This is a genomic window from Burkholderia sp. Bp9015 (assembly GCF_003853505.1).
In the GTDB taxonomy this organism is placed as follows: domain Bacteria; phylum Pseudomonadota; class Gammaproteobacteria; order Burkholderiales; family Burkholderiaceae; genus Burkholderia.
In genome coordinates, this window is record NZ_QTPZ01000009.1 from 98,758 (window position 1) to 120,753 (window position 21,996).

Sequence of the window (21,996 nt, forward strand, 5' to 3'; positions counted from 1 at the left end):
CCCCGGCCCCGTCAGAACTTCTGCTGCAACCCGGCCATGATTCCCAACTGGTCACGCCCCGCGTCGACCGTCCCGCCGGCGGCGACGGCCTTGGCCGCCGTCGGGCCGTTCAGCATGTAGCCGACCGACGTATAGACGCGCGTGCGCTTCGACAGCAGGTAACTGGCACGCCCGACCAGCAGGGTCGCGCTCGCGCCGGTATTGCGCGCCGACCCGCGTTGCAGGTAGCGCGTGCCTTGCGCGTCGAACGATACCGCCGGCGTCCGCGCGTAGGTCACGCCGGCGAACAGGATATCGGTCTGCACATGGGCCGAGGCCGCGACGTTGTTTCGTATCCACCCCGCGCCGAGCTTCGCTCGCCCCACCAACGCGTAGCCGTCGACGACGGTGTGCGTGCTCGTATGGGCGCTGCTGCCGAGCGGCGCCGCCGCGCCCGGTCCGCCGCGCTTGACATCGCCGGACGCGGCGAAACCGAAACGCGGCGTGTCGTATGCGACCAGCGCCGTATATTGCCGGCACGCGAGCGGATTGCCGGGCACCTGCCCCGCGCAGCCGGTGGCGGAGGGGCCGGCCGGCCCGGCGGCGTCGCGCCCGAAGCTGTAGGTGCCGCCGATCGTGAATCGGCCGAACTTGCCCAGGTAGCCGATCGCATTGTCGCTTCGAGCATTCGGCAGATACGCGTCGAAGTTGCTCGGGGAATGGATCGACGGCCCGATCACGTCGGCGTTGGCGAGCGCATGGGCCGTCATGTTCATCTGCCTGCCGAGCGTGAGCGTTCCATAGGCGCCGCCCAGCCCGACGTTCGCCTGCCGGCCGAACAATCGCCCGCCGCCACCGAGCCGGCCCGTGCCGGGCTGGAAGCCGCTTTCCAGCACGAAGAACACCCGGTATCCGCCGCCGATCTCCTCGACGCCCTTCACGCCCCACCGCGACGGCATTGCGCCCGTCAGGTGCGGCATGTCCACCGTCGATCCGCCCTTCGCCGCTCGGTTGTAATAGGAAACGCCAGTATCGACAATGCCGTACAACGTCGTGCCGCCTTGCGCATGCGCGATGCCGGATGCCGCCATCAGCGCCCATGCAAGCGCTCGCCGCTTCGCAACCGTCCGCCTCTCAGCGGAACCGGTCCGCATGACCGGGGCTTTCCATGCGCCACACGACGCAGCGCCCCGTCGTGCCGCATTTGCGCCGGCGCACTGCTCAGGATTGCTTGACATATGCCTGCTGCCGTTCGCCGGGGCTGCCCGCCTGATCTCGATGCGAAGCCGAGCGTCGATGATCGATCAGGCCGACCGCGAGCGCCGCCGCCAGCGCGGGCAGCCCGATCGCCATGAAGTTGCGCTCCAGCGGCAGATCGATGCCGACCAGCACGCCGATGACGATCGGCGCCAGGATCGCCCCGCCGCGGCCGATGCCCAGCGTCCAGCCGATGCCGGTCGAGCGGATCGCGACCGGGTAGAACTGCCCCGCATACGCGCAGTTGACGATCTGCGTGCCGATGGTCGACGCGCCGGCCAGCCCGACCAGCACGAACAGCAGCGCAGTCGGCATCCTGTAGCCGAGCAGCGTGATCGAGATCGCCGCGAGCAGATACATCGAAACGAGCACCGTCTTGATCGGAAAGCGATCGGCCAGCCAGCCGCCGCCGATCGCGCCGACCATCGCGCCGGCGTTCAGCACCAGCACGAACGTCAACGCGGAACCGAGGCTGTAGCCCGCCCCGGCCATCAGCCGGGTCAGCCACGAACTGAGCGCGTACACCATGAACAGGCACATGAAGCAGGCAATCCAGAACATGACCGTGCTGAACCCGCGACCGTCGTCGAACAGCCGGCGCACCGGCGCGTTGCCCGCCTGTTCCTCCCGCGGCAAGACATGGCAGTCGTCCGGTCGGGGCCGGTAAGCGGGATCGAGCCGGCACGCGATGCGCGCGAGCTCGCCCGTCCTGCCGCGCCTGATCAGGAACGACATCGATTCCGGCATCCATTTCATGAGCAGCGGGACAAGCAGCACCGGCGCGCCCGCGGCGACGAACACCGACCGCCATCCGTACGCCTCGATCATCCCCTTGCCCATCACGGCCGCCAGCATGCCGCCCACCGAATAGCCACTGAACATCAGCGTCACCAGCGTGCTGCGCATGCGGCGCGGCGCGTACTCGGTCATGTGGGCGATCACGTTCGGCATCACGCCGCCGATGCCGATCCCCGCCAGAAAGCGGGCGGCGCCGAACAACGCGGGCGTCGGCGCCAGCCCGGCCGCCGCGGTAAAGACGCTGAACAGCGTCAGGCAGGCCGCGATGGCCCGCCGGCGCCCGATCCGCTCGGCGACGGTCCCGAACACGATGTTGCCGAACATCATGCCGAACAGCGCCGAACTCACCATGAAGCCGGCATGCGCGGGGCTGACGCCCATGTTCTTCATGATCGCCGGCAGCGCGATGCCGGCCACCGCGAGATCGTAGCCGTCGAACACGATGATCAGCGCGCACCAGAACAGCACGACACCGTGCAGCGGGCCCAGCCGCGCATCGTCCGAGAGCGCCTGCAGATTGATTTGACGCATGGAGTTCCTTCCTTTTCCAGTGGGGAGGCTTCGAATCAGTACGATCGGCCGGCCCGCATATTTAGTAGTTATCCGAATTTATTTACGAGATGCACCGGCTTCCGGTCGAACGTCGACGCAGTGTAGGAAGCCACAATGATTCCCACTATCCGGAATTTGCAGGCCGCGCACGAATTCAATCCGTTTTTTTCTCACGCCGGGCGCTATCCGGATTTTTCCTGAGCGGGGACAGGACTGTCCGATTCTTGCAACCCCGTGCGATACCTTAGACAAGCCTGACGAAGATCAATATCATCCATTCAGGAGATTTCGCGCACGCAAGAAAAACCGATGCGGCACGACGCGCATCCGCGGCCCAGCCGGATGCACTGCACGGAAATGCCGCACAGGAGACGCCCCATGCCCCTCACGCCGAATGCGGACGTGCTGTCCGCGCTGTACCGGAATTGCCTGTTCCGATCCGGATCGCGCACGGATGCGCACGAGCAGGTTTCGGCGGAACTGGCCGAGCATGTGCTGCGCTGGAAGCACGGCGTGCCCGACGCTGCGCTTTTCAAGGGGCGACTGAATCGTCTGAGCGTCTACGCGCTGCAGTACGGCGCCGAAGTCGAGGTCGTGCCGCGCCCGTTCGACGGCTTTTCGCTCGTCCACACGTCGCTCGCCGGCGGCGCCGAAATCGACTGCGACGGACATGTGATGGACGTGCTCGAAGGACGGACCGCCGTGCTCGCGCCCAGGACGCGCGTGCGCCTGCGCTGGCGGCCCGGCACCCGGCAACTGATCGTCAAGGTCCCCGATGCGCTGCTGCGGGCGGTTTCCGGCCACCCGCCCGACGACGGACCGCCCGCCCTCGCGCCGGGATTTCTGTTGCCGCCTGCACTGGCCTCGCAATGGGACCTGATCGCACAGTCGCTGCTCAACGTCCTCGCGCTGGCCGGCGACGGCGGCATTCGGGCCGAGTGGCGCGACCACTTCGAACGCAGCCTCGCGTTATTCCTGCTCGTACATTGCCCGCCGCCGTCGGCAACCGGGAATGCCCTCGCGTCACCGGAAGCGTGCAACCCACCGGTGACATCCGGATCCCCGGGCGGCATCCGGCAAATGGACGCGCTCCTCGAATTCATCCATGCGCGACTCTGCGCGCCCATTTCGCTCGAGGATCTCGCCAGGGCGGCCGGCGTCAGCTTCCGGACGCTGAACGTGCTGTGCCGCCGCTACCACGGCGCAACCCCGATGGAACTGCTGCGCAACATCCGGCTCGACGCCGCCCGAGTGCAACTGCTGACCGACCCGATGGCCAGCATTACCGATACGGCGCTGACGTTCGGTTTCGGCCACCTCGGCCGCTTTTCGGGCTATTACTTCGCCCGCTTCAACGAGTTGCCGCGCGATACGCAGAGGAAGCGGCTGCCGAACTGAATGCGACGACGCGCGACGTCCGGCCGTCGCCCGGCCGTCGCTTTACGCGCCGGGCAATCGCCCGCATAGTAAGGGTTTGCCCATGCCTCCGCCCGTTGCCATGTCCGCCACACCCGCCGCCTGCGTCGTCCGCGACGCGACCGATGCCGATCTCGACGCCATTCACGCGATCTACGCGCACCACGTGCGCCACAGCGTCGCGTCGTTCGAGGAGGCGCCGCCCGACGTCGACGAACTGCGCGCGCGCCGCGACGCAGTGCTGCGTCACGGGCTGCCCTATCTCGTCGCGGAATGCGACGGCCACATCGCCGGCTACGCGTACGCAACGCCGTATCGCACGCGCAGCGCGTACCGCCACACGATCGAGGATTCGATCTACATCGACGACACGCAGCGCGGCCGCGGCATCGGCCGCGCGCTGCTCGCGGCACTGATCGCGCGCTGCGAAACCGGCCCGTGGCGGCAGATGATCGCGGTGATCGCCGACGGCGGCACCGGCGGGTCGACGTCGCTGCACCGCGCGTTCGGTTTCGAGCCGGCCGGCGTGCTGAAGGCGGTCGGTTTCAAGCACGGCCGCTGGATCGACACCGCGCTGATGCAGCGCGCGCTCGGCGACGGCGCACGCACGCTCCCCGCCGCGCCCGAGCCTGTCGCGTCGCGCTAGAATGGCCGCATGTCAAAACAGACTCCAACCATGCCAGACGAGGCCGCGCCGGATTCCCGCAACGAGTACACGGTCGATGAACTCGCTCGCGTGTCCGACACGACCGTGCGCAACGTCCGCGCGTACCAGGATCGCGGGCTGCTCGCGCCGCCCGAGAAGCGCGGGCGCGTGGGCATCTACGACGACACGCACGTCGCGCGCCTGAAGCTGATCAACCACCTGCTCGCGCGCGGCTACACGCTGTCGAACATCCAGGACCTGATCATGGCGATCGACGAGGGTCACGACCTGCGCTCGATCCTCGGCCTGGAAAACGCGATCGGCGGCCGCTGGTCGCACGAACTGCCGAAAACCTATTCGCTCGCGCAACTCGCGCAGATGTTCGGCCCGCAGACGGCGTCGCAACTGTCGCGCGTGACCGAACTCGGCCTGCTCGAACGGCGCGGCCTGTCGTTCGTCGCGAAAAGCCCCGCGCTGCTCGAGGCGGCAGCCGCGATGACGAAGGAAGGCATCCCGCCGCGCGAGCTGCTCGACGTGATCAGCCTCGCGCGGCCGCACTTCGACGCGATCGCGCGGCTGCTCGTCGATCTCGTCGTGAAGCGGCTCGACCGCTATGACGAAGGCACGCTGCCGCCCGTCACCGACGTGCCCGCGCTCGTCGATGCGATCTGGCGCCTGCGCCCGCTCGCGGCCGTGTTCGTCGAGGGCGAGACGAACCGCGCGCTCGAGAACGCCGCCAGTGCGTATCTGGGCGGCCGCGTCGCGACGATCCTCGACAGGAAACTCAGTGACGAAGCGGCACGCCAGGCCGGCACGTCGGATAGGTCCGATGCGTCCGGCTCGCAAGGCGACGGCGACAAAGCATAGGACCGCCGCCGTCATATTCATATCGGCATTGCTTGGTTTGCGGGCCCGACCGCCCATGCGACGATTCTTCCAACCGAGCGGCACACGCCGCTCCCCGAAGACGTTTCGCATGGAGTCCGTTCGATGATTCGTTTCACCCGCTGGATCACCCGCACCGCCGCGACGGCGCTCGTCGCCGTCGCCGCCACATCGGCGTTCGCGCAAGGCAGCGCCGACAAGGTCGTGCGCATCGGCTACCAGAAGGCCGGCCTGCTGTCGGTCGTCAAGACGCAGGGCTCGCTCGAGACGCGGCTCAAGCCGCTCGGCTACACCGTCCAGTGGTTCGAATTCCCGGCCGGCCCGCAACTGCTCGAGGCGCTGAACGCGAACAGCATCGACTTCGGCTACACGGGCGCGCCGCCGCCTGTGTTCGCGCAGGCGGCCGGCGTGCGCTTCGTGTACGTCGCCGCGGAACCGCCGTCGCCGCACAACGAGGCCGTGTTCGTGAAGGCCGATTCGCCGGTCCGCTCGCTCGCCGACCTGCGCGGCAAGAAGGTCGCGCTGCAGAAGGGTTCGAGCGCGAACTACCTGTTGCTCGAAGCGCTGAAAAAGGCCGGCGTACGCTACGACGAAATTCACCCGGTGTACCTGCCGCCCGCCGACGCGCGCGCCGCGTTCGAGAGCGGCAACGTCGACGCGTGGGCCGTGTGGGATCCGTATTACGCGGCCGCGCAGAATTCGCTGAAGATCCGCACGCTGTCCGACTACACGGGCCTCACGCCCGCGAACAACTTCTACGAGGCAACGCGTGGCTTCGCGGAGCAACATGCCGACGTGGTCGGCACGATCCTGAAGCAATTGCGCGAGACGGGCCTGTGGGTCAACGGGCATCCGGCCGAGACGGCCGCGCTGATCGCGCCGAAGGTCGGCCTGCCGCAGCCGCTCGTGGAAACGTGGATCAAGCGTGTGCCGTTCGGCGCGGTGCCGGTCGATGAGAAGATCGTCGCGGTTCAGCAGGGCGTGGCCGATGCGTTCCATGCGGCGAAGCTGATTCCGCAGAAGCTGAACGTCGCCGATAACGCGTGGACCGACAAGGGCGTGGCAAGCGCGCTCGCGGCGAAGTAACGCACGGTTCGCACTCGTTTCGAACAGGCCGACGGGTACCCTGCCCGTCGGCCTGTTTTGGTTCTGCTCGGACAATTACGTCGACGTCCCCGCGTGCGTGCCGCTACCGATTGCTTTCCGGATCAGTTCGGTATTTCATTTTCCACTGACCCATTCCTTCGGAGGGGTGCATGGAACATTTTCTTCCCGACGCGCCGCAGCGTTTCGTCATCAGCCATTACGCGGAGGACGACTTCAAGACTGGCGGCCTGCGCGGCTACTCCACTTACCGGGACTTGGGCGTTGCGGCGGCAACCAGCGGCCTTGTCAGAGCGCACGTAGTCCGCATGATTGCGCCGTTCCGTCCGGAATTGAGCGTGCGACACCACCACGACGTGCAGTTTCAGCTGGTTTACTGCCTGAAGGGCTGGTTTCAGACCGACTTTGAAGGCATTGGACCGCAGCGGCTGGTGGCCGGGTCGTGCTGGATTCAGCCACCGGGCATCCGCCATACCGTAATAGGCTGGTCGGATGATTGCGAGCTGCTCGAAATCCTGATCCCGGCAGAGCCCGAAACGGTCAACGATCCCTGAGCGGCAAGCGGTGTTGCCGGGCCGCATGGGGCTTTATGCGTCGGGTTGAACGTCCTCTTTTCGGCTTGACGTTGGGGCGTTGAAGGTCGGCAATGGGCCGGGAAGCTATGGCCGTGTCCGCCAGCCCCACCCGACTTCAAAGCCCCGCCACCTTCTTCTGCCGCCACAGACACAGCAAATCGCACGCAACATGCGCAGCGGCGATCGCGGTGATGTCCGCGTGATCGTAAGCAGGCGCAACCTCGACGACATCCGCGCCGACCAGATTCACCGCCCCGAGCGCACGCACGATCGCGAGCGCCTGTGCGGACGACAACCCGCCCGCGACCGGCGTCCCCGTGCCGGGCGCGAACGCCGGATCGAGACAGTCGATATCGAACGTCAGGTACGCGGGCCGCGCGCCGACGATGTCGACAATCCGCTCCACCGCCGCGCGCGGACCATGCTCATGCACCCACGCGGCATCGAGCCGCTCGATCCCGAGGAAATCGTCGTTCCACGTACGGATGCCGACCTGCACCGACGTCGCCGGATCGATCAGCCCTTCCTTCACCGCCTTGTAGAACATCGTGCCGTGATTGAGGCTGTCCGGCTCGTCGTCGGCCCACGTATCGCAGTGCGCATCGAAGTGGATCAGCGACAGCGGCTTGCCGTAGCGCTCCGCGTGCGCGACCAGCAGCGGATACGTGATGTAGTGATCGCCGCCGAGCGTCAGCATCTTCGCGCCCGAGCGCAGGATCGTGCGCGCATGTTCGACGATCGCCGGCTTGATCGACAACGGGTTGTGCGCATCGAACCAGCAATCGCCGTAATCGACGGTCGCGAGATCCTCGAACGGATCGAAGCCCCACGGATACGGCTTGAGCTCCGCGAGCTGCACGCTCGCCGCGCGGATCGCGGCCGGCCCGAGCCGCGCGCCCGAGCGATAGGTCGTCGCGAGGTCGAGCGGCACGCCGGAAATCGCGACGTCGACGCCGTCGAGCGCGCGCGAATAGTTGCGACGCATGAACGACAGCACGCCCGCATAGGTGTTTTCGATCGAGGAGCCGTATGGCGTCGTGCGACGGATCGCGCCGTCGCCGTGGAGCAGTTCGGTCATGTCGAACCTGTTGGTCAGGAGGACCGGCCCCTGCCACTGCATCGGGTGCGCTGGCGGGACTCGGCACGGATTCAATGAAAACGCGGCGGCATGCCCTCGCCGGGCGCGGCCGTCGCGCCGGCCTGCGAACCCTGTAGCGCGGCCGGGCGGGACAACGTCGATACGCGGCGATGATAGCAAGCCGAAACCGCCGTGTTGCCCCGGTTCGACCGGGGCAAACGCATCGAAACGATCAGCGCGGCGGCAGGCGCACCGGCGCCGCATCGCCCGATCCCATGCCGCCGGACCGCCGCACCGCCGCCCCCCGTCGCCATGCCGCGCCTAGAAGGATTCGCCGGTTCTCGCCCGCCCTTTCTTCCGGATAATGGCCGCAGCCGCGCCCCCGCCGGCGCGCCGTCCACCGCAGACGACGACACCCCCGGAGACACCCGCCTTGATCGCCACGCTTCCCGCCCCCTATCGCCGGCTCTGGCCGCTCGCCATCGCCGCCGCGCTGCTGTACGGGCTGTCGCTCGCCGCCGCGCCCTATCCCGGCCAGGCCGCCGCGAAAGCCGCGATGGGCATCCTGCTGCTCGCGGCCGGCAGCGCCTGCGCGGCACCGCGCGAACGCGCGTGGCTGTGCGCGGCGCTCGTCACGGCCGTGCTCGGCGACGTGCTGCTCGCGCTGCCCGAGTGGCCGCTGTCGTTCGTCCTCGGCCTCGGTGCGTTCCTGCTCACGCACCTGTGCTACTGCGCGATCTTCGTGCGCTGGCGCGCGCGGCCGCACGGCTGGCGCTTCCTCGCACTGATCGGGCTGTGGATCGCCGCGCCGGCGTTCTATGCAGCGTTCCTTCCGCATCTGGGCGAACTACTCGTACCCGTCGCCGTCTACATGCTCGTGCTGTGCGCGATGGCGAGCTTCGCGCTCGCGGCCCGCACGCGCGGCCCGCTGGTCGCCGTCGGCAGCCTGATCTTCGTCGGCTCCGACACGCTGATCGGCGTCGGACGCTTCCTCGGCGGCTTTCCCGGCATCGACTACCTGATCTGGGGCCTCTACGCGCTCGCGCAGATCACGATCGTCGCCGGGGTTTTCCATGAGACGGCCGCCCGCCCGATCCGTCCCTGATAGCGTTTCAAACAGGTCGCCGCGTGTCGGCGGCCTTCGTCTCCCGCCTCTCCAGCCCTGCCGGCGGCCGTTTCCGCACATTCCGCAATGCGGAAAGCAGACCGTTCCAAACCCCGCTCAGCCTTTTCCCGCGCGGCTTCCGGCCCTTAGAGCGCCGCTTCTAGCCTCTTGCGGTTTCCGGGTTCACCCACTATCGTTACATCAACCAATGTAACATTAAAAAATGAGCCAAATCGGAGACACCCGGATGAATGCTCGCACGTTGCCTTTCGGCCCGCCCGGCCACGACGGCCCGGACGAAACCACCGACATCGCCATCATCGGCACCGGCTTCGCCGGTCTCGGGATGGCCATTCGCCTGCGGCAGACCGGCGTGACCGACTTCGTCGTGCTCGAGAAGGCCGCGTCGGTCGGCGGCACGTGGCGCGACAATCATTACCCCGGGTGTGCCTGCGACGTGCAATCGCACGTCTATTCGTTCTCGTTCGCGCCGAACCCGCGCTGGACGCGCATGTTCGCGCCCCAGCCGGAGATCCGCGCGTACCTGGAAGACTGCGTGCAGCGCTTCGGCGTCGGCCCGCACCTGCGCCTGAACCATGAGCTGCAGCGCGCCGAATACGACGAGGCCGCACGACGCTGGCGCCTCACGTTCGCGAACGGCAAGCGGCTGTCGGCGCGCGTGCTGGTGTCGGGGATGGGCGGGCTGTCGCGCGCCGCGCTGCCGGCGATTCCCGGCGTCGAGACCTTCAAGGGCCGCGCGTTCCATTCGCAGCAGTGGGATCACGACTACCCTCTCGAAGGCAAGCGCGTGGCGGTGATCGGCACCGGCGCGAGCGCGATCCAGTTCGTGCCGCAGATCGCGCCGCGCGCGAAGACACTCGCGCTGTTCCAGCGCACGCCGCCGTGGATCATGCCGAAGCCCGACCGCAAACTGAGCGGCTTCGAGAAGTGGCTGTTCCGCACGCTGCCGTTCACGCAGAAGGCGGTGCGCAGCGGCATCTACTGGATGCTCGAATCGCGCGTGCTCGGCTTCGCGATCCATCCGTCGCTGATGAAGAACGTGCAGAAGCTCGCGCTGCGCCATATCCGCAAGCAGGTTCCCGATCCGGAACTGCGCCGTGCGGTCACGCCCGACTACACGCTCGGCTGCAAGCGCGTGCTGATCTCGAACGACTACTACCCGGCGCTGTCGCGCAAGAACGTCGACGTGATCACGACCGGCATCGAGCGCATCGAAGCCGACGCGGTCGTGACGACCGACGGCAAGCGTCATGAAGTCGACTGCCTGATCTACGGCACGGGCTTCCAGGTCGCCGATCCGTTTCCGCGCGGCGCGATCATCGGCCGCGGCGGCCTCGACATCGTCGATGCGTGGCGCGACGGCGCGCACGCGTATCTCGGCACGACGCTGCCGGGCTACCCGAACTTCTTCATGATCGTCGGCCCGAACACCGGCCTCGGCCACAACTCGATGGTGTTCATGATCGAGTCGCAGATCGAATACATCCTCGGCGCGCTGAACGCGATGCAGCGCGAACGCGCGGATGCGATCGAGGTGCGCCCGCTCGTCGAGGCGCAGTTCAACACCGACCTGCAGGGCCGGCTCCAAAAGGCGATCTGGTCGACGGGCGGCTGCAAGAGCTGGTACCTCGACCCGCGCACCGGCAAGAACACGACGCTGTGGCCAGGCTTCACCTGGCGCTTCCGCCAGGCGACCGCGCACTTCTCGATCGCCGATTACCACGCGTATCGCGCGCCGCACCACGACACGAGCGGGCGGCCCGTCGCCGCGCCCGCCGCGTCCGCCGCTTCCGCTTCCACGTCCGCCGAAGCGGCCTGAGCCAGACAAGGAGCCAACGACATGAGAGATTTCGCCAACAAGGTCGCCGCGATCACGGGCGCCGGCTCGGGCATGGGCCGCTCGCTCGCGGTCCAGCTCGCACAGGCCGGCTGCCACGTGTCGCTCGCCGACAAGAACGGCGTCGGCCTCGCCGAAACCGAGCGGATCGTCCGCGCGATCGCGCCGAACGTGCGCGTGTCGACGCGCGTGCTCGACGTCGGCGACCGCGACGCGATGTTCGCGTGGGCGGACGATACCGCGCAGGAACACGGCAAGGTCAACCTGATCTTCAACAACGCGGGCGTCGCGCTGTCGAGCACGATCGAAGGGATGGAATACGGCGATCTCGAGTGGATCGTGAACATCAACTTCTGGGGCGTCGTGCATGGCACGAAGGCGTTCCTGCCGCACCTGAAGGCGAGCGGCGACGGTCACGTGATCAACACGTCCAGCATCTTCGGGATCTTCGCGCAGCCGGGCATGAGCGGCTACAACGCGACCAAGTTCGCGGTGCGCGGCTTCACCGAATCGCTGCGCCAGGAACTGGACATGATGAAGTGCGGCGTGTCGGCCACCTGCGTGCATCCGGGCGGCATCCGCACCAACATCGCGCAGTCGAGCCGCGTCGCGAAGAACATGGTCGGCTTCATCGTCGAGAGCGAGCAGCAAGGCAAGGACAGCTTCGAGAAGTTCTTCATCACGACCGCCGACGACGCCGCGCGCACGATCCTCGCCGGCGTGCGCCGCAACAAGCGGCGTGTGCTGATCGGCCGCGACGCGAAGGCCGCGGACTGGATGGCGCGCATCCTGCCGGCCGCGTACCAGGCGCTCGTCGTGCTCACGACGCGCCGCGAGGCCGCGAAGGCCCGCCGCGCGGCCGCCCGCTACGGCACGCCGGCCGCCGCGCCGCTTCACGCCACCTACAACAACGCAGGCAATCAGGGAGGAGAACAATCATGACGACCCCGAACATGATGCCGGTGCGGCGCGACATCCGTTTCGCGCTGCCGCCCGAACGCGCGAAGGACTGGCACGTCCAGGGCGTGCCGGTCACGCACTTCATGAACGCGCTGTCGCTGCTGTTCCCGGCCGGCGAGCGCTTTTTCATGGATTCGGTGCGCCACTACCGCGACCGCATCGAGGATCCGGAGCTGAAGAAGCAGGTGCTCGGCTTCATCGGCCAGGAAGCGATGCACACGCGCGAGCACATCGAGTACAACGACCTGCTGCAGTCGTCCGGCCTGCCCGCGCACAAGCTCGACAAGCGGCTCTGGACGATCCTCGGCTTCTTCAAGAAGACGCTGCCGCACTCGATGCAGCTCGCGATCACGATCGCGCTCGAGCACTACACGGCGATCCTCGCGAACCAGCTGCTGTCGGGCCACGAGCACCGGATCGACGGGTCGGTCGAAGGCTATCAGCAGATGTGGATGTGGCACGCGATGGAGGAAACCGAGCACAAGGCGGTGTCGTACGACGTATGGAACGCCGTGATGAAGCCGGGCCTCGGCAGCTACCTGCTGCGCACCAGCACGATGCTGCTCACGACCCTGATGTTCTGGACGATCGTGTTCGACTTCCACGTGCGGCTGATGCGCGCGCACCGTCGCGAACACGGCAGGTTCGGCGGCATGTGGCGGCTCGTGAAGTATCTGTACAGCCCGCGGACCGGCGTGTTCCCGAGCATCACGCGCGAATGGCTCGACTACTTCCGTCCGGGCTTCCATCCGTGGGACCACGACAACCATCAGTACCTGCAAGGGCTCGACACGCTGCTCGCGAACATCGACGCGACCAACGCGCGCCATGCGGCCCAGGCCGCCCCGCGCCGCGTGCCGCTGCATCCGGTTCCGCAGGCATGACGTCATGGCGCGCACGCACGAGATGCTGACCGTCCGCTCCGGCGACGTGAAACTCGCCGTCCACGTCAGCGGCCCGCGCCGCGCGCCGCCGCTGATCCTCGTGCACGGCTATCCCGATTCGTCGGCCGTGTGGGCGCCGGTCCGCGCGCGGCTCGCGAAGCGCTACCGCGTGATCGCGTACGACGTGCGCGGCGCCGGCGCATCCGATGCGCCGCGCCGCCGCGCGGACTACACGCTGGCGCGGCTCGCCGACGACCTGAAGGCCGTCGCCGACGCGACCTGCGGCGCGCGGCCGTTCCATCTGGTCGGTCACGACTGGGGGTCGATCCAGTGCTGGGAGGCCGTGACCGACCCTGCGTTGCGCGGCCGGATCGCGTCGTACACGTCGATCTCCGGCCCGTGCCTCGACCACGTGTTCCGCGCGAAGATGCGGCTCAGGCAGAGCCTGAAATCGTGGTACATCGCGTTCTTCCACCTGCCGGTCGTGCCGTCGCTGGTGTGGCGCCTCGGCGGCGCCGCACTGTGGCCGCGCTGGCTGCAGTTGACCGAACGCGTGCGGCCCGAGCGCGATCCCGCGCAATTGAAGAACGCGCTGAACGGGTTGCAGCTCTACCGCGCGAATTTCCTCGCGCGGGCGAGAAAGCCGCGCGAGCGGTATGCGCAGGCGCCGGTGCAGATCCTCGTGCCGGTGCACGACCGCTACGTGACGCCCGAAATGTCGGTCGATCTCGAGCGCTGGCTCGGCGAGCACGTGCGCGAGGAAATCGACGGCGGGCACTGGGTCGTGGTGCACAATCCCGACCTGATCGCGGCGCGGATCGACCGGTTTGCCTCGACGCATGAACGACCGGCGGTCGCGGCAGCACCCGCGGCACCGCGAGCGGCGGTTCAGCGCAACGGCGGCAGGCGCTTGAACAGCGTTTCGTAGTCGATCACGAGCCCGTCGGCGTCGACGTCCATCTCGGCCGTGAAATTCCGGAAGATGCCTTCGTAGCGGTAGCGCCGGCCCGGCTCGATGCACGCGTATGCCTGCTTGACCGGCGTCACCTTCAGGTCCGGCGTCGAGATGTATGCGACGTCGATCGCTCGCCGCTCGCCGTGTGCGAGCCCGAGGCGGCCGATCGGCAGCGCGTTCGTGAACGGCGTCGCCGCGATGTCGATGTCGACGCAGCCATCCAGCTCCGGCAGCGCGCTGCCTGAACCGTCGCGCCAGTGCCCGGCCCCGTCGCCATGCAGTTCCAGCGTGCCGCCGCCCATCACCTTGAGCACCGCATACCTGACCCGCCATTGCGGATCGCACTCGACCCGGTACGCAAGCCCGTACGCGCGGCCGTACCGCTGGCCGACCACGGCACTTTCGACGACGATGCCGGCGTCCCCCCGGTCGAACGTCAGGTGTTCGATTCCGTCGCCCTCGAGCGACGCCCAGCGCAGTTCACGCATTCGTTCCTCCCCGAAAACGCCGACGCGTCAGCATACGCACGAAAAATCCGGCTGCGGCCAAAATTTCGCTTCCCGGCCCCGCAATCCCGCGAAAGCGCCATTGCCCCGGGCAGACAAGACGCCGAAACTCGCGCCCCGCCCCAACTCAGGGCATGCGCCACAAATCCTGACTATCCAGAATTCCCTATTCCGGTGCACGGCATTGTGTCCTATGCTCGCGGCTCGTCCTGTTCCACCGCCGCCATGCCTACCGCCCGCCCCGCCTCGCCGTCGATCGACCTGCGCATCCTGCTGCGCGGCATCGGGCAGATCGTGCTGCAGGCGCATGCCGTCACCGGCGCGCTGCTGCTCGCCGCGCTGGCACTGACCGACCTGCGGCTCGCGTCCGCGGCGCTGGTCGGCTCGGCCGCCGCCAGCATGACGGCGGTGCTGACGGGTGCCGAGCGCCGCGACGTCGAACAGGGGCTGCACGGCTTCAACGGTGCGCTCGCCGCGCTGATCGCCGTGCTGTTCGCGCCTGCCTCGCTCGCCGCCGTCGCGCTGGTACCGCTGGCAGCGATCGGCGCGGCGCTCGTGCAACGCGCGATGCGTGTGCCGCTCGCCCGCTGGCGCCAGTGCCCGTATTCGAGCCCGTGCCTCGCCGTCACCGCGCTGTGGCTGCCGTTTGTCGCGCCGCAGCATGCGGGCGACGCGACAGCCGGTGCGCCGCTGACGCTGCCTTCCATCGCCGACGCGCTGCTGTCGGGCGTCGCGCAAACCACCTTTGCGCAAGGCCCGTGGGCCGGCGCGCTGATCGTCGCCGGCCTCGCCGTCGCGTCGCGCCGCGCGGCTGCGTTCGCGCTCGGCGGCACGATCGTGTCGACCGTGCTGCTGATCGCGGCCGGCGCGAACGGCGCGTCGTTCGCCGACGGCCTGCTCGGCTTCAACGGCGCGCTCGCCGCACTCGCGCTGATGCCGCGCGGGCCGCGCGCGGCGTTCGCGGCCGCCGCGCTCGCCGCGCTGATCCAGTGGCTCGCGACGCGCGCGGGCCTCCCCGCGTTCACGGCCCCGTTCGCGATCGCCGCGTGGATCACGGTGATCGTCGCGCGCCGCTTCACCCTCGGAGAACCCGATGTCGTCGTTCGCACACCGTCCTGACACCGTGAAGCCCGGCGGCCCGATCTCGGACGCCGAGCGCCGGTTGCGCGTCGATCTCGCCGCCGCCTATCGCCTCGTCGCGCTGAACGGCTGGGACGACCTGATCTACACGCATCTTTCCGCGACCGTGCCCGGCGAACCCGGGCACTTCCTGATCAACCCGTTCGGCCTCGCGTTCGACGAGGTTCGCGCATCGAATCTCGTGAAGATCGACCTGGCCGGCAACCGGATCGGCGAGAGCGAATACGCAGTCAACGTGACCGGTTTTGCACTGCACGCGGCCGTGCACGCCGCGCGGCCGGACGCCGTCTGCGTGATGCACCTGCACAATACGGCCGGCATCGCCGTGTCGATCCAGCGCGACGGGCTGCTGCCCGCGTCGCAGCACGCGCTGCGGTTTCACGGCGACCTCGCGTACCACGACTACGAGGCGCTCGCGTTCTCGCCGGCCGAAGGCACGCGGCTGACCGCCAGCCTCGGCGCGAAATCCGCGATGCTGCTGCGCAACCATGGCACGCTGACGGTCGGCCGGACCGTCGCCGAGGCATATGTGCTGATGGATACGCTGATCAAGGCCTGCGACATCCAGGTGCGCGCGCAGGCAGGCGGCGGGCCGCTCGTGCTGCCCGAGCCGGCCGTCGCCGAGCGCACCGCCGCGCAGTTGCGCGACGGCGGCGCGATCGAGGGCGAACTGGAATGGCCGGCGCTGCTGCGCCGCCTCGACCGGATCGATCAGTCGTATCGCGACTGACGCCGCTCGCGTCCCGACTTCCCTACCCCCAACCATCGGAGCATCCAGTCATGCCGACTTTCAATATCCAGTTGTTCGAAGGCCGCACGGTCGAGCAGAAGCGCGCATTCGTCGAAGCGATCACGCGCGTCACGTGCGAGACGCTCGGCTGCGACCCGGGCTCGGTCGACATCATCCTCGCCGACGTGAAGAAGGGGAACTGGGCGACGGGCGGCAAGCTGTGGAGCGACGAACGCTGACGCGCCCCGGGATTGGTGTGCGTCCGGCCCTTGGACGCATGCCACTTGGCGCCAGTTTGTCATCTCTGCGTCAACAGTTGTAACGCGTTGGCGGGATGCCAAAAAGGCAAAAAAGTGATCTCTGACAAGCAAATCGCAAGTGCCCTTAGCGACATGATCTTGCAAATGGGAGCCGATCTGGATCGCTCCCTGCTGACCGTCAAGGCGTCGTGTCCGGATTCGGAATTCGTCGCCTACCGCGAATTCGTGTCGCAACTGCTGACCACGATGCTGCTCGATTTCATGAATCCGCTCTACGCGCGGCACCCCGACCTGAAGCCGCCGGACCTCGCCTGACCCGCCCGTGCGACGCCGGCCACCGGCGTCGCACGCGGCCTTCGTTCCCTGCGCCGCGTTGTGCGCCCGCACATCGCGTTGTCACGCAATCGGCGCATATAATGCGGCACAGACGCAGCAGCCAATGGCCACCCGACCAGGAGACCGCCATGGAAGCGAAGAACGAAGAAGTCGTCGCACACCTGCTCTCCGATGTCGTCGAATTCGCGCGCGGACGCCTGCCCGAAGCCACGTTCCGGATCGTCGAACCGTTCCTGCGTCATTACTACGATTTCGTCGACGCCGATGATCTGCAGAATCGCGGCATCGCCGACCTCTACGGCGCCGCGATGGCGCACTGGCAGACCGCCCAGAAATTCGTGCCCGGCAGCGAGCGGCTGCGCGTGTACAACCCGATCCTCGAACAGCACGGCTGGCACTCCGACCACACGGTGATCGAGATCGTCAACGACGACATGCCGTTCCTCGTCGACTCGGTGACGATGGCCGTCAACCGCCTCGGGCTCGCGCTGCACTCGGCGCTGCACCCGGTGTTCCGCATCTGGCGCGGCGGCGACGGCGCGATCGAGCGCGTCGACGCCGGCGGCGCGACGGCCGGCGACGGCCAGTCGCAGCTCGCGTCGTTCATCCACTTCGAAGTCGACCGCTGCGGCGACGCCGCGCTGCTCAACACGCTGCGCAACGACATCGCGCGCGTACTCGGCGACGTGCGCGCATCGGTGGAGGACTGGCCGAAGATCGTCGACATCGCGCGCGCGACGATCAAGGACATGAAGGCCCGCGAATCCACCGCGGAAGACATCGAGGCGCGCGCGTTCCTCGAATGGATGGTCGCCGACCACTTCACCTTCCTCGGCCAGCGCGACTACGCGCTCGTGTCGGACGGCACGGGTTTCGGCCTGCGCGGCGTCGAAGGCTCCGGCTGCGGCCTGCTGCGCGAATCGCTGCGCGCGCCCGGTGCGCCGGACGTGACGCCGCTGCCGCCGGCCGCCGCCGAGATCATCACCGGCCCCTGGCCGATCTTCCTGACGAAAGCGAACTCGCGCGCGACCGTGCACCGGCCCGGCTATCTCGACTACGTCGGCGTGAAACTCGTCGGCGCCGACGGCAAGGTGACCGGCGAACGGCGCTTCATCGGACTCTACACGTCGACGTCCTATTTCGGTTCGTACACCGAGATACCGATCGTGCGCCGCAAATGCGCGAACATCGTGCGGCGCGCGGGCTTCCTGCCGAAGGGGCATCTCGGCAAGTCGCTGGTGACGGTGCTCGAAACCTATCCGCGCGACGAACTGTTCCAGGCCGACGAAGACCAGCTCTACGACATCGCGTTGGGCATCCTGCGCCTGCAGGAACACCAGCGCACGCGCCTGTTCGTACGGCGCGACCGCTTCGACCGCTTCGTGTCGTGCCTCGCGTTCGTGCCGCGCGACAAGTACAACACCGACCTGCGCCGCCGCATCGCGAAGCTGCTCGTCGATGCGTACAACGGCGTGAACGTCGAGTTCACGCCGCTGCTGTCGGAATCGGCGATCGCGCGGATTCATTTCGTCGTCCATGCGGAACCGGGCACGATGCCCGACGTCGACACGCGCGAACTCGAAACGCGGCTCGTGCAGGTGGCACGCCGCTGGCAGGACGATCTCGCCGACGCGCTGCTCGACGCGTTCGGCGAAGAACAAGGCAACCGCCTGCTGCAGCACTATGCGGACTCGTTCCCGGCCGGCTATCGCGACGACTATCCGGCGCGCACGGCCGTGCGCGACATCGAGCTGATCGAGCGCGTGAAGGCGTCGGGCCAGCTGGCGATGAACCTGTACCGCCCGATCGAGGCCGACGCGCGCGCGTTCCGCTTCAAGGTGTATCGCGCGGGCGACCCGATCGCGCTGTCGCGCAGCCTGCCGATGCTCGAGCATCTCGGCGTGCGCGTCGACGAGGAGCGGCCGTACCGGATCCAGACGCAGGATGCCGCGCCCGCCTGGGTGCACGACTTCGGCCTCGAACTCGCCGACGATACCGAGTTCGACATCGAGCGTGTGAAAGGCCTGTTCGAGGATGCGTTCGACCGGATCTGGAGCGGCCGGATCGAGAACGACGACTTCAACCGCCTCGTGCTGCGCGCGCACCTGAGCGCGCGCGAAGTCACGATCCTGCGCGCGTATGCGAAATACCTGCGACAGGTCGGCTCGACGTTCAGCGACGCCTATATCGAGCGCGCGCTGACCGGCAACCCGGCGATCGCAAGGCAGCTCGTCGAGCTGTTCCTGGTGCGCTTCGACCCGGCCACGGGCGGCACGCGCGACGTGCAGGCCGAACGCCTGCTGAAGGCGATCGAGACGGCGCTCGACCAGGTGCCGAACCTCGACGAGGACCGGATCCTGCGCCAGTTTCTCGGCGTGATCAACGCGACCGAGCGCACCAACTATTTCCTGCACGACGCGAACGGCGAATCGAAGCCGTACCTGTCGTTCAAGTTCAATCCGGCGAAGGTGCCCGGCCTGCCCGAGCCGAAGCCGATGTTCGAGATCTGGGTGTACTCGCCGCGCGTCGAGGGCGTGCACCTGCGCGGCGGGCGCGTCGCGCGCGGCGGGCTGCGCTGGTCCGACCGTCGCGAGGATTTCCGCACCGAGGTGCTCGGGCTGATGAAGGCGCAGATGGTGAAGAACGTCGTGATCGTGCCGGTCGGCTCGAAAGGCGGCTTCGTCGTGAAGAACCCGCCGCCGCCGAGCGATCGCGAAGCGTGGATGCGCGAAGGCATCGCGTGCTACCAGACCTTCCTGCGCGGCCTGCTCGACCTGACCGACAATCTCGCCGGCAACGCGATCGTGCCGCCGCCCGACGTGGTGCGCCACGACCCCGACGATCCGTATCTCGTCGTCGCGGCCGACAAGGGCACGGCCACCTTCTCCGACTACGCGAACGCGATCTCGCACGAATACGGTTTCTGGCTCGACGACGCGTTCGCGTCCGGCGGCTCGGTCGGCTACGACCACAAGAAGATGGCGATCACCGCGCGCGGCGCGTGGGAATCGGTGAAGCGGCACTTCCGCGAGATGGGCATCGATACGCAGACGACCGACTTCACCGTGGTCGGCGTCGGCGACATGTCGGGCGACGTGTTCGGCAACGGGATGCTGCTGTCGCCGCATATCCGGCTCGTCGCGGCGTTCGATCATCGCCACGTGTTCCTCGACCCGAACCCCGACCCGGCGACGAGCTTCGCGGAGCGCCAGCGGATGTTCGCGCTCGAACGCTCGAGCTGGGCCGACTACGACACGTCGGTGATCTCGGCGGGCGGCGGCGTCTACCCGCGCACCGCGAAGACGATCCCGCTGTCGCCGGCCGTGCAGGCCGCGCTCGGCATCGACGCGCAGGCGCTGCCGCCGACCGAGCTGATCCGCGCGATCCTGCAGGCGCCGGTCGACCTGCTGTACAACGGCGGCATCGGCACCTACGTGAAGGCCGCGCGCGAAACCCACCAGCAGGTCGGCGATCGCGCGAACGACGCGGTACGCGTGAACGGCGCGGACCTGCGCTGCAAGGTCGTCGGCGAAGGCGGCAACCTCGGCTGCACGCAGTTCGGCCGCATCGAGTTCGCGCAGCGCGGCGGGCGCATCAACACCGACGCGATCGACAACTCGGCCGGCGTCGATTGTTCGGATCACGAAGTCAACATCAAGATCCTGCTCGGGCTCGTCGTCGGCGACGGCGAGATGACCGAGAAGCAGCGCAACGCGCTGCTCGCGGAAATGACCGACGAAGTCGGGCTGCTCGTGCTGCGCGACAACTACTACCAGACGCAGGCGCTGTCGATCGCGGGCCGCTACGGCGTCGAGCTGCTCGACGCCGAGGCGCGCCTGATGCGCTGGCTCGAACGCGCGGGCCGCCTGAACCGCGTGATCGAATTCCTGCCGACCGACGACGAGATCGCCGAACGGCAGGCCGCGAAACAGGGCCTCACGTCGCCGGAGCGCGCGGTGCTGCTCGCGTACAGCAAGATGTGGCTGTACGACGCGCTGCTCGAATCCGACGTGCCCGAGGATCCGCTCGTCGCCGCGATGCTCGTCGACTATTTCCCGAAGCCGCTGCAACAGCGCTTCAGCGAACCGATGCAGCGCCACCCGCTGCGCCGCGAGATTCTCGCGACGCACCTGACCAACGCGCTCGTCAACCGGGTCGGCTGCGCGTTCGTGCACCGGCTGATGGAGGAAACCGACGCGAAGCCGGGCGACATCGTGCGCGCCTGCATCATGGCGCGCGACGTGTTCGATCTCGATGCGGTGTGGCGCGACATCGACGCGCTCGACAACCGCGTCGCCGACGACGTGCAGGCGCGCATGTTCGTCGACGTCGCGCGGCTGCTGGAACGCGCGGCGCTGTGGTTCCTGCGGCAGTTGCAGTCGGGCACGGTGGCCGACGGCGGCGTCGCCGGCCTGATCGCGCGGTGCCGCGACGCGGTGCAGCGCATCGCGCCGCAATTGCCGTCGTTGCTGCCAACCGCCGATCTGGAGGCGCTGTCCGAGCGGCAGCGCGCGCTGGTCGAAGCCGGCGTCGAGAGCGCGCTCGCGGTACGCGTCGCGAGCGGCGACATCTCGGCCGCGCTGCTCGACATCGCCGAAGTGGCCGCGACCTGCGATCGCAGCCTCGAGCTGGTCGCGGGCGTCTACTTCTCGCTCGGCACGCTGTTGAACTACGGGTGGATCGGCGAACGCGCGGCCTCGCTGCCGACCCCGACGCACTGGGACATGCTGGCGCGCGCGGCCGCGCTCGCGGAAGTCGCGCGGCTCAAGCGCACGCTCGCCACCAGCGCGCTCGCGGAATCGGCCGACTCGACGGCGCCCGAGACGATCGTCCACGCGTGGCGCGAACGCCGCGAAGCCGCGCTGCAACGCTACGAGCACCTGCTCGCCGACCTGCGCGCCTCGGGCGGCGCGAGCCTCGCGGTGCTGCTCGTGATCGTGCGCGAGATGGCCGTGCTCGAACGCGCGTGATG

The 21,996-nt window shown here is 68.1% G+C and carries 19 protein-coding genes; 15 read left to right on the forward strand and 4 right to left on the reverse strand.

Going from position 1 to position 21,996, the window contains the following annotated elements:
• Window positions 1–11 precede the first annotated feature (11 nt).
• Window positions 12–1,070, reverse strand: a complete 1,059-nt coding sequence (locus DIE12_RS12340; RefSeq protein WP_260439257.1) for a porin — start codon at window positions 1,068–1,070, stop codon at window positions 12–14.
• Window positions 1,071–1,200: 130 nt separating this feature from the next.
• Window positions 1,201–2,565, reverse strand: coding sequence for an MFS transporter (locus DIE12_RS12345; protein WP_124520735.1), 1,365 nt, complete (start codon window positions 2,563–2,565; stop codon window positions 1,201–1,203).
• A gap of 399 nt (window positions 2,566–2,964) precedes the next feature.
• On the opposite strand from DIE12_RS12345, the gene DIE12_RS12350 reads away from it, so the two are divergent.
• The 5 genes from DIE12_RS12350 to DIE12_RS12370 all read left to right on the forward strand — a co-directional run bounded on the left by DIE12_RS12350 (window position 2,965) and on the right by DIE12_RS12370 (window position 7,191).
• Entirely contained in the window at window positions 2,965–3,984 is a 1,020-nt protein-coding gene (locus DIE12_RS12350) for an AraC family transcriptional regulator (protein WP_124520963.1), read from the forward strand.
• Between the two features lie 100 nt (window positions 3,985–4,084).
• Complete coding sequence (locus tag DIE12_RS12355; protein WP_124520737.1) at window positions 4,085–4,648, forward strand: GNAT family N-acetyltransferase; 564 nt, start codon at window positions 4,085–4,087, stop codon at window positions 4,646–4,648.
• Window positions 4,649–4,657: 9 nt separating this feature from the next.
• Window positions 4,658–5,515: a MerR family transcriptional regulator gene (locus tag DIE12_RS12360; protein WP_124520739.1), complete on the forward strand. Its 858-nt coding sequence runs from the start codon at window positions 4,658–4,660 to the stop codon at window positions 5,513–5,515.
• Window positions 5,516–5,638: 123 nt separating this feature from the next.
• Window positions 5,639–6,619 (forward strand): sulfonate ABC transporter substrate-binding protein, encoded by a 981-nt coding sequence (locus DIE12_RS12365; protein ID WP_124520741.1) that lies wholly within the window; start codon window positions 5,639–5,641, stop codon window positions 6,617–6,619.
• Window positions 6,620–6,789: 170 nt separating this feature from the next.
• Window positions 6,790–7,191, forward strand: a complete 402-nt coding sequence (locus DIE12_RS12370) for a cupin domain-containing protein (protein WP_124520743.1) — start codon at window positions 6,790–6,792, stop codon at window positions 7,189–7,191.
• 136 nt (window positions 7,192–7,327) lie between these two features.
• Here the strand turns inward: DIE12_RS12370 and speB are convergent, their stop codons facing one another.
• Entirely contained in the window at window positions 7,328–8,290 is a 963-nt protein-coding gene (gene speB, locus DIE12_RS12375) for an agmatinase (protein ID WP_124520745.1), read from the reverse strand.
• Between the two features lie 433 nt (window positions 8,291–8,723).
• On the opposite strand from speB, the gene DIE12_RS12380 reads away from it, so the two are divergent.
• The 5 genes from DIE12_RS12380 to DIE12_RS12400 all read left to right on the forward strand — a co-directional run bounded on the left by DIE12_RS12380 (window position 8,724) and on the right by DIE12_RS12400 (window position 14,025).
• Complete coding sequence (locus DIE12_RS12380) at window positions 8,724–9,395, forward strand: lysoplasmalogenase (protein WP_124520747.1); 672 nt, start codon at window positions 8,724–8,726, stop codon at window positions 9,393–9,395.
• A gap of 247 nt (window positions 9,396–9,642) precedes the next feature.
• A complete protein-coding gene (locus DIE12_RS12385) occupies window positions 9,643–11,235 on the forward strand; it encodes an NAD(P)/FAD-dependent oxidoreductase (protein ID WP_124520749.1) in 1,593 nt (530 codons plus the stop codon).
• A 21-nt stretch (window positions 11,236–11,256) separates the two neighbouring features.
• On the forward strand, window positions 11,257–12,195 hold the full coding sequence (locus DIE12_RS12390) for an SDR family oxidoreductase (protein WP_124520751.1): 939 nt from the start codon (window positions 11,257–11,259) through the stop codon (window positions 12,193–12,195).
• Window positions 12,192–13,097, forward strand: a complete 906-nt coding sequence (locus DIE12_RS12395; RefSeq protein ID WP_124520753.1) for a metal-dependent hydrolase — start codon at window positions 12,192–12,194, stop codon at window positions 13,095–13,097. The genes DIE12_RS12390 and DIE12_RS12395 overlap by 4 nt, the downstream gene beginning before the upstream one ends.
• 4 nt (window positions 13,098–13,101) lie before the next feature.
• Window positions 13,102–14,025 carry an alpha/beta fold hydrolase gene (locus DIE12_RS12400; RefSeq protein WP_124520755.1) on the forward strand — a complete coding sequence of 308 codons (924 nt, stop codon included), beginning with the start codon at window positions 13,102–13,104 and terminating at the stop codon, window positions 14,023–14,025.
• Here the strand turns inward: DIE12_RS12400 and DIE12_RS12405 are convergent.
• Window positions 13,986–14,540, reverse strand: a complete 555-nt coding sequence (locus DIE12_RS12405; protein ID WP_124520757.1) for a putative glycolipid-binding domain-containing protein — start codon at window positions 14,538–14,540, stop codon at window positions 13,986–13,988. The two genes, DIE12_RS12400 and DIE12_RS12405, sit on opposite strands and share 40 nt — an antisense overlap.
• Before the next feature lie 243 nt (window positions 14,541–14,783).
• Between DIE12_RS12405 and DIE12_RS12410 the strand changes: the two genes are divergently transcribed.
• From DIE12_RS12410 to DIE12_RS12430, 5 genes are all read left to right on the forward strand, one after another.
• Window positions 14,784–15,677, forward strand: a complete 894-nt coding sequence (locus DIE12_RS12410) for an urea transporter (protein ID WP_124520759.1) — start codon at window positions 14,784–14,786, stop codon at window positions 15,675–15,677.
• Window positions 15,652–16,428, forward strand: a complete 777-nt coding sequence (locus DIE12_RS12415) for a class II aldolase/adducin family protein (protein ID WP_124520761.1) — start codon at window positions 15,652–15,654, stop codon at window positions 16,426–16,428. Before DIE12_RS12410 ends, DIE12_RS12415 begins: the two co-directional genes overlap by 26 nt.
• A 50-nt stretch (window positions 16,429–16,478) precedes the next feature.
• Window positions 16,479–16,667: a 4-oxalocrotonate tautomerase gene (locus DIE12_RS12420; protein WP_124520763.1), complete on the forward strand. Its 189-nt coding sequence runs from the start codon at window positions 16,479–16,481 to the stop codon at window positions 16,665–16,667.
• A 114-nt stretch (window positions 16,668–16,781) separates the two neighbouring features.
• The gene (locus DIE12_RS12425; RefSeq protein WP_124520765.1) at window positions 16,782–17,003 is read left to right on the forward strand and encodes a hypothetical protein; all 222 of its coding nucleotides are present in this window, start codon (window positions 16,782–16,784) and stop codon (window positions 17,001–17,003) included.
• A 149-nt stretch (window positions 17,004–17,152) separates the two neighbouring features.
• Window positions 17,153–21,994, forward strand: coding sequence for an NAD-glutamate dehydrogenase (locus DIE12_RS12430; protein WP_044843192.1), 4,842 nt, complete (start codon window positions 17,153–17,155; stop codon window positions 21,992–21,994).
• Window positions 21,995–21,996 lie beyond the last annotated feature (2 nt).

Coding starts and splice junctions, on each gene's coding strand:
- DIE12_RS12405 (WP_124520757.1), bottom strand. CDS start 14,540: ATGCGTGAACTGCGCTGGGCGTCGCTCGAGGGCGACGGAATCGAACAC.
- DIE12_RS12430 (WP_044843192.1), top strand. CDS start 17,153: ATGGAAGCGAAGAACGAAGAAGTCGTCGCACACCTGCTCTCCGATGTC.
- DIE12_RS12390 (WP_124520751.1), top strand. CDS start 11,257: ATGAGAGATTTCGCCAACAAGGTCGCCGCGATCACGGGCGCCGGCTCG.
- DIE12_RS12395 (WP_124520753.1), top strand. CDS start 12,192: ATGACGACCCCGAACATGATGCCGGTGCGGCGCGACATCCGTTTCGCG.
- speB (WP_124520745.1), bottom strand. CDS start 8,290: ATGACCGAACTGCTCCACGGCGACGGCGCGATCCGTCGCACGACGCCA.
- DIE12_RS12420 (WP_124520763.1), top strand. CDS start 16,479: ATGCCGACTTTCAATATCCAGTTGTTCGAAGGCCGCACGGTCGAGCAG.
- DIE12_RS12365 (WP_124520741.1), top strand. CDS start 5,639: ATGATTCGTTTCACCCGCTGGATCACCCGCACCGCCGCGACGGCGCTC.
- DIE12_RS12370 (WP_124520743.1), top strand. CDS start 6,790: ATGGAACATTTTCTTCCCGACGCGCCGCAGCGTTTCGTCATCAGCCAT.
- DIE12_RS12385 (WP_124520749.1), top strand. CDS start 9,643: ATGAATGCTCGCACGTTGCCTTTCGGCCCGCCCGGCCACGACGGCCCG.
- DIE12_RS12400 (WP_124520755.1), top strand. CDS start 13,102: ATGGCGCGCACGCACGAGATGCTGACCGTCCGCTCCGGCGACGTGAAA.
- DIE12_RS12360 (WP_124520739.1), top strand. CDS start 4,658: ATGTCAAAACAGACTCCAACCATGCCAGACGAGGCCGCGCCGGATTCC.
- DIE12_RS12355 (WP_124520737.1), top strand. CDS start 4,085: ATGTCCGCCACACCCGCCGCCTGCGTCGTCCGCGACGCGACCGATGCC.
- DIE12_RS12410 (WP_124520759.1), top strand. CDS start 14,784: ATGCCTACCGCCCGCCCCGCCTCGCCGTCGATCGACCTGCGCATCCTG.
- DIE12_RS12350 (WP_124520963.1), top strand. CDS start 2,965: ATGCCCCTCACGCCGAATGCGGACGTGCTGTCCGCGCTGTACCGGAAT.
- DIE12_RS12345 (WP_124520735.1), bottom strand. CDS start 2,565: ATGCGTCAAATCAATCTGCAGGCGCTCTCGGACGATGCGCGGCTGGGC.
- DIE12_RS12340 (WP_260439257.1), bottom strand. CDS start 1,070: ATGGCGGCATCCGGCATCGCGCATGCGCAAGGCGGCACGACGTTGTAC.
- DIE12_RS12415 (WP_124520761.1), top strand. CDS start 15,652: ATGTCGTCGTTCGCACACCGTCCTGACACCGTGAAGCCCGGCGGCCCG.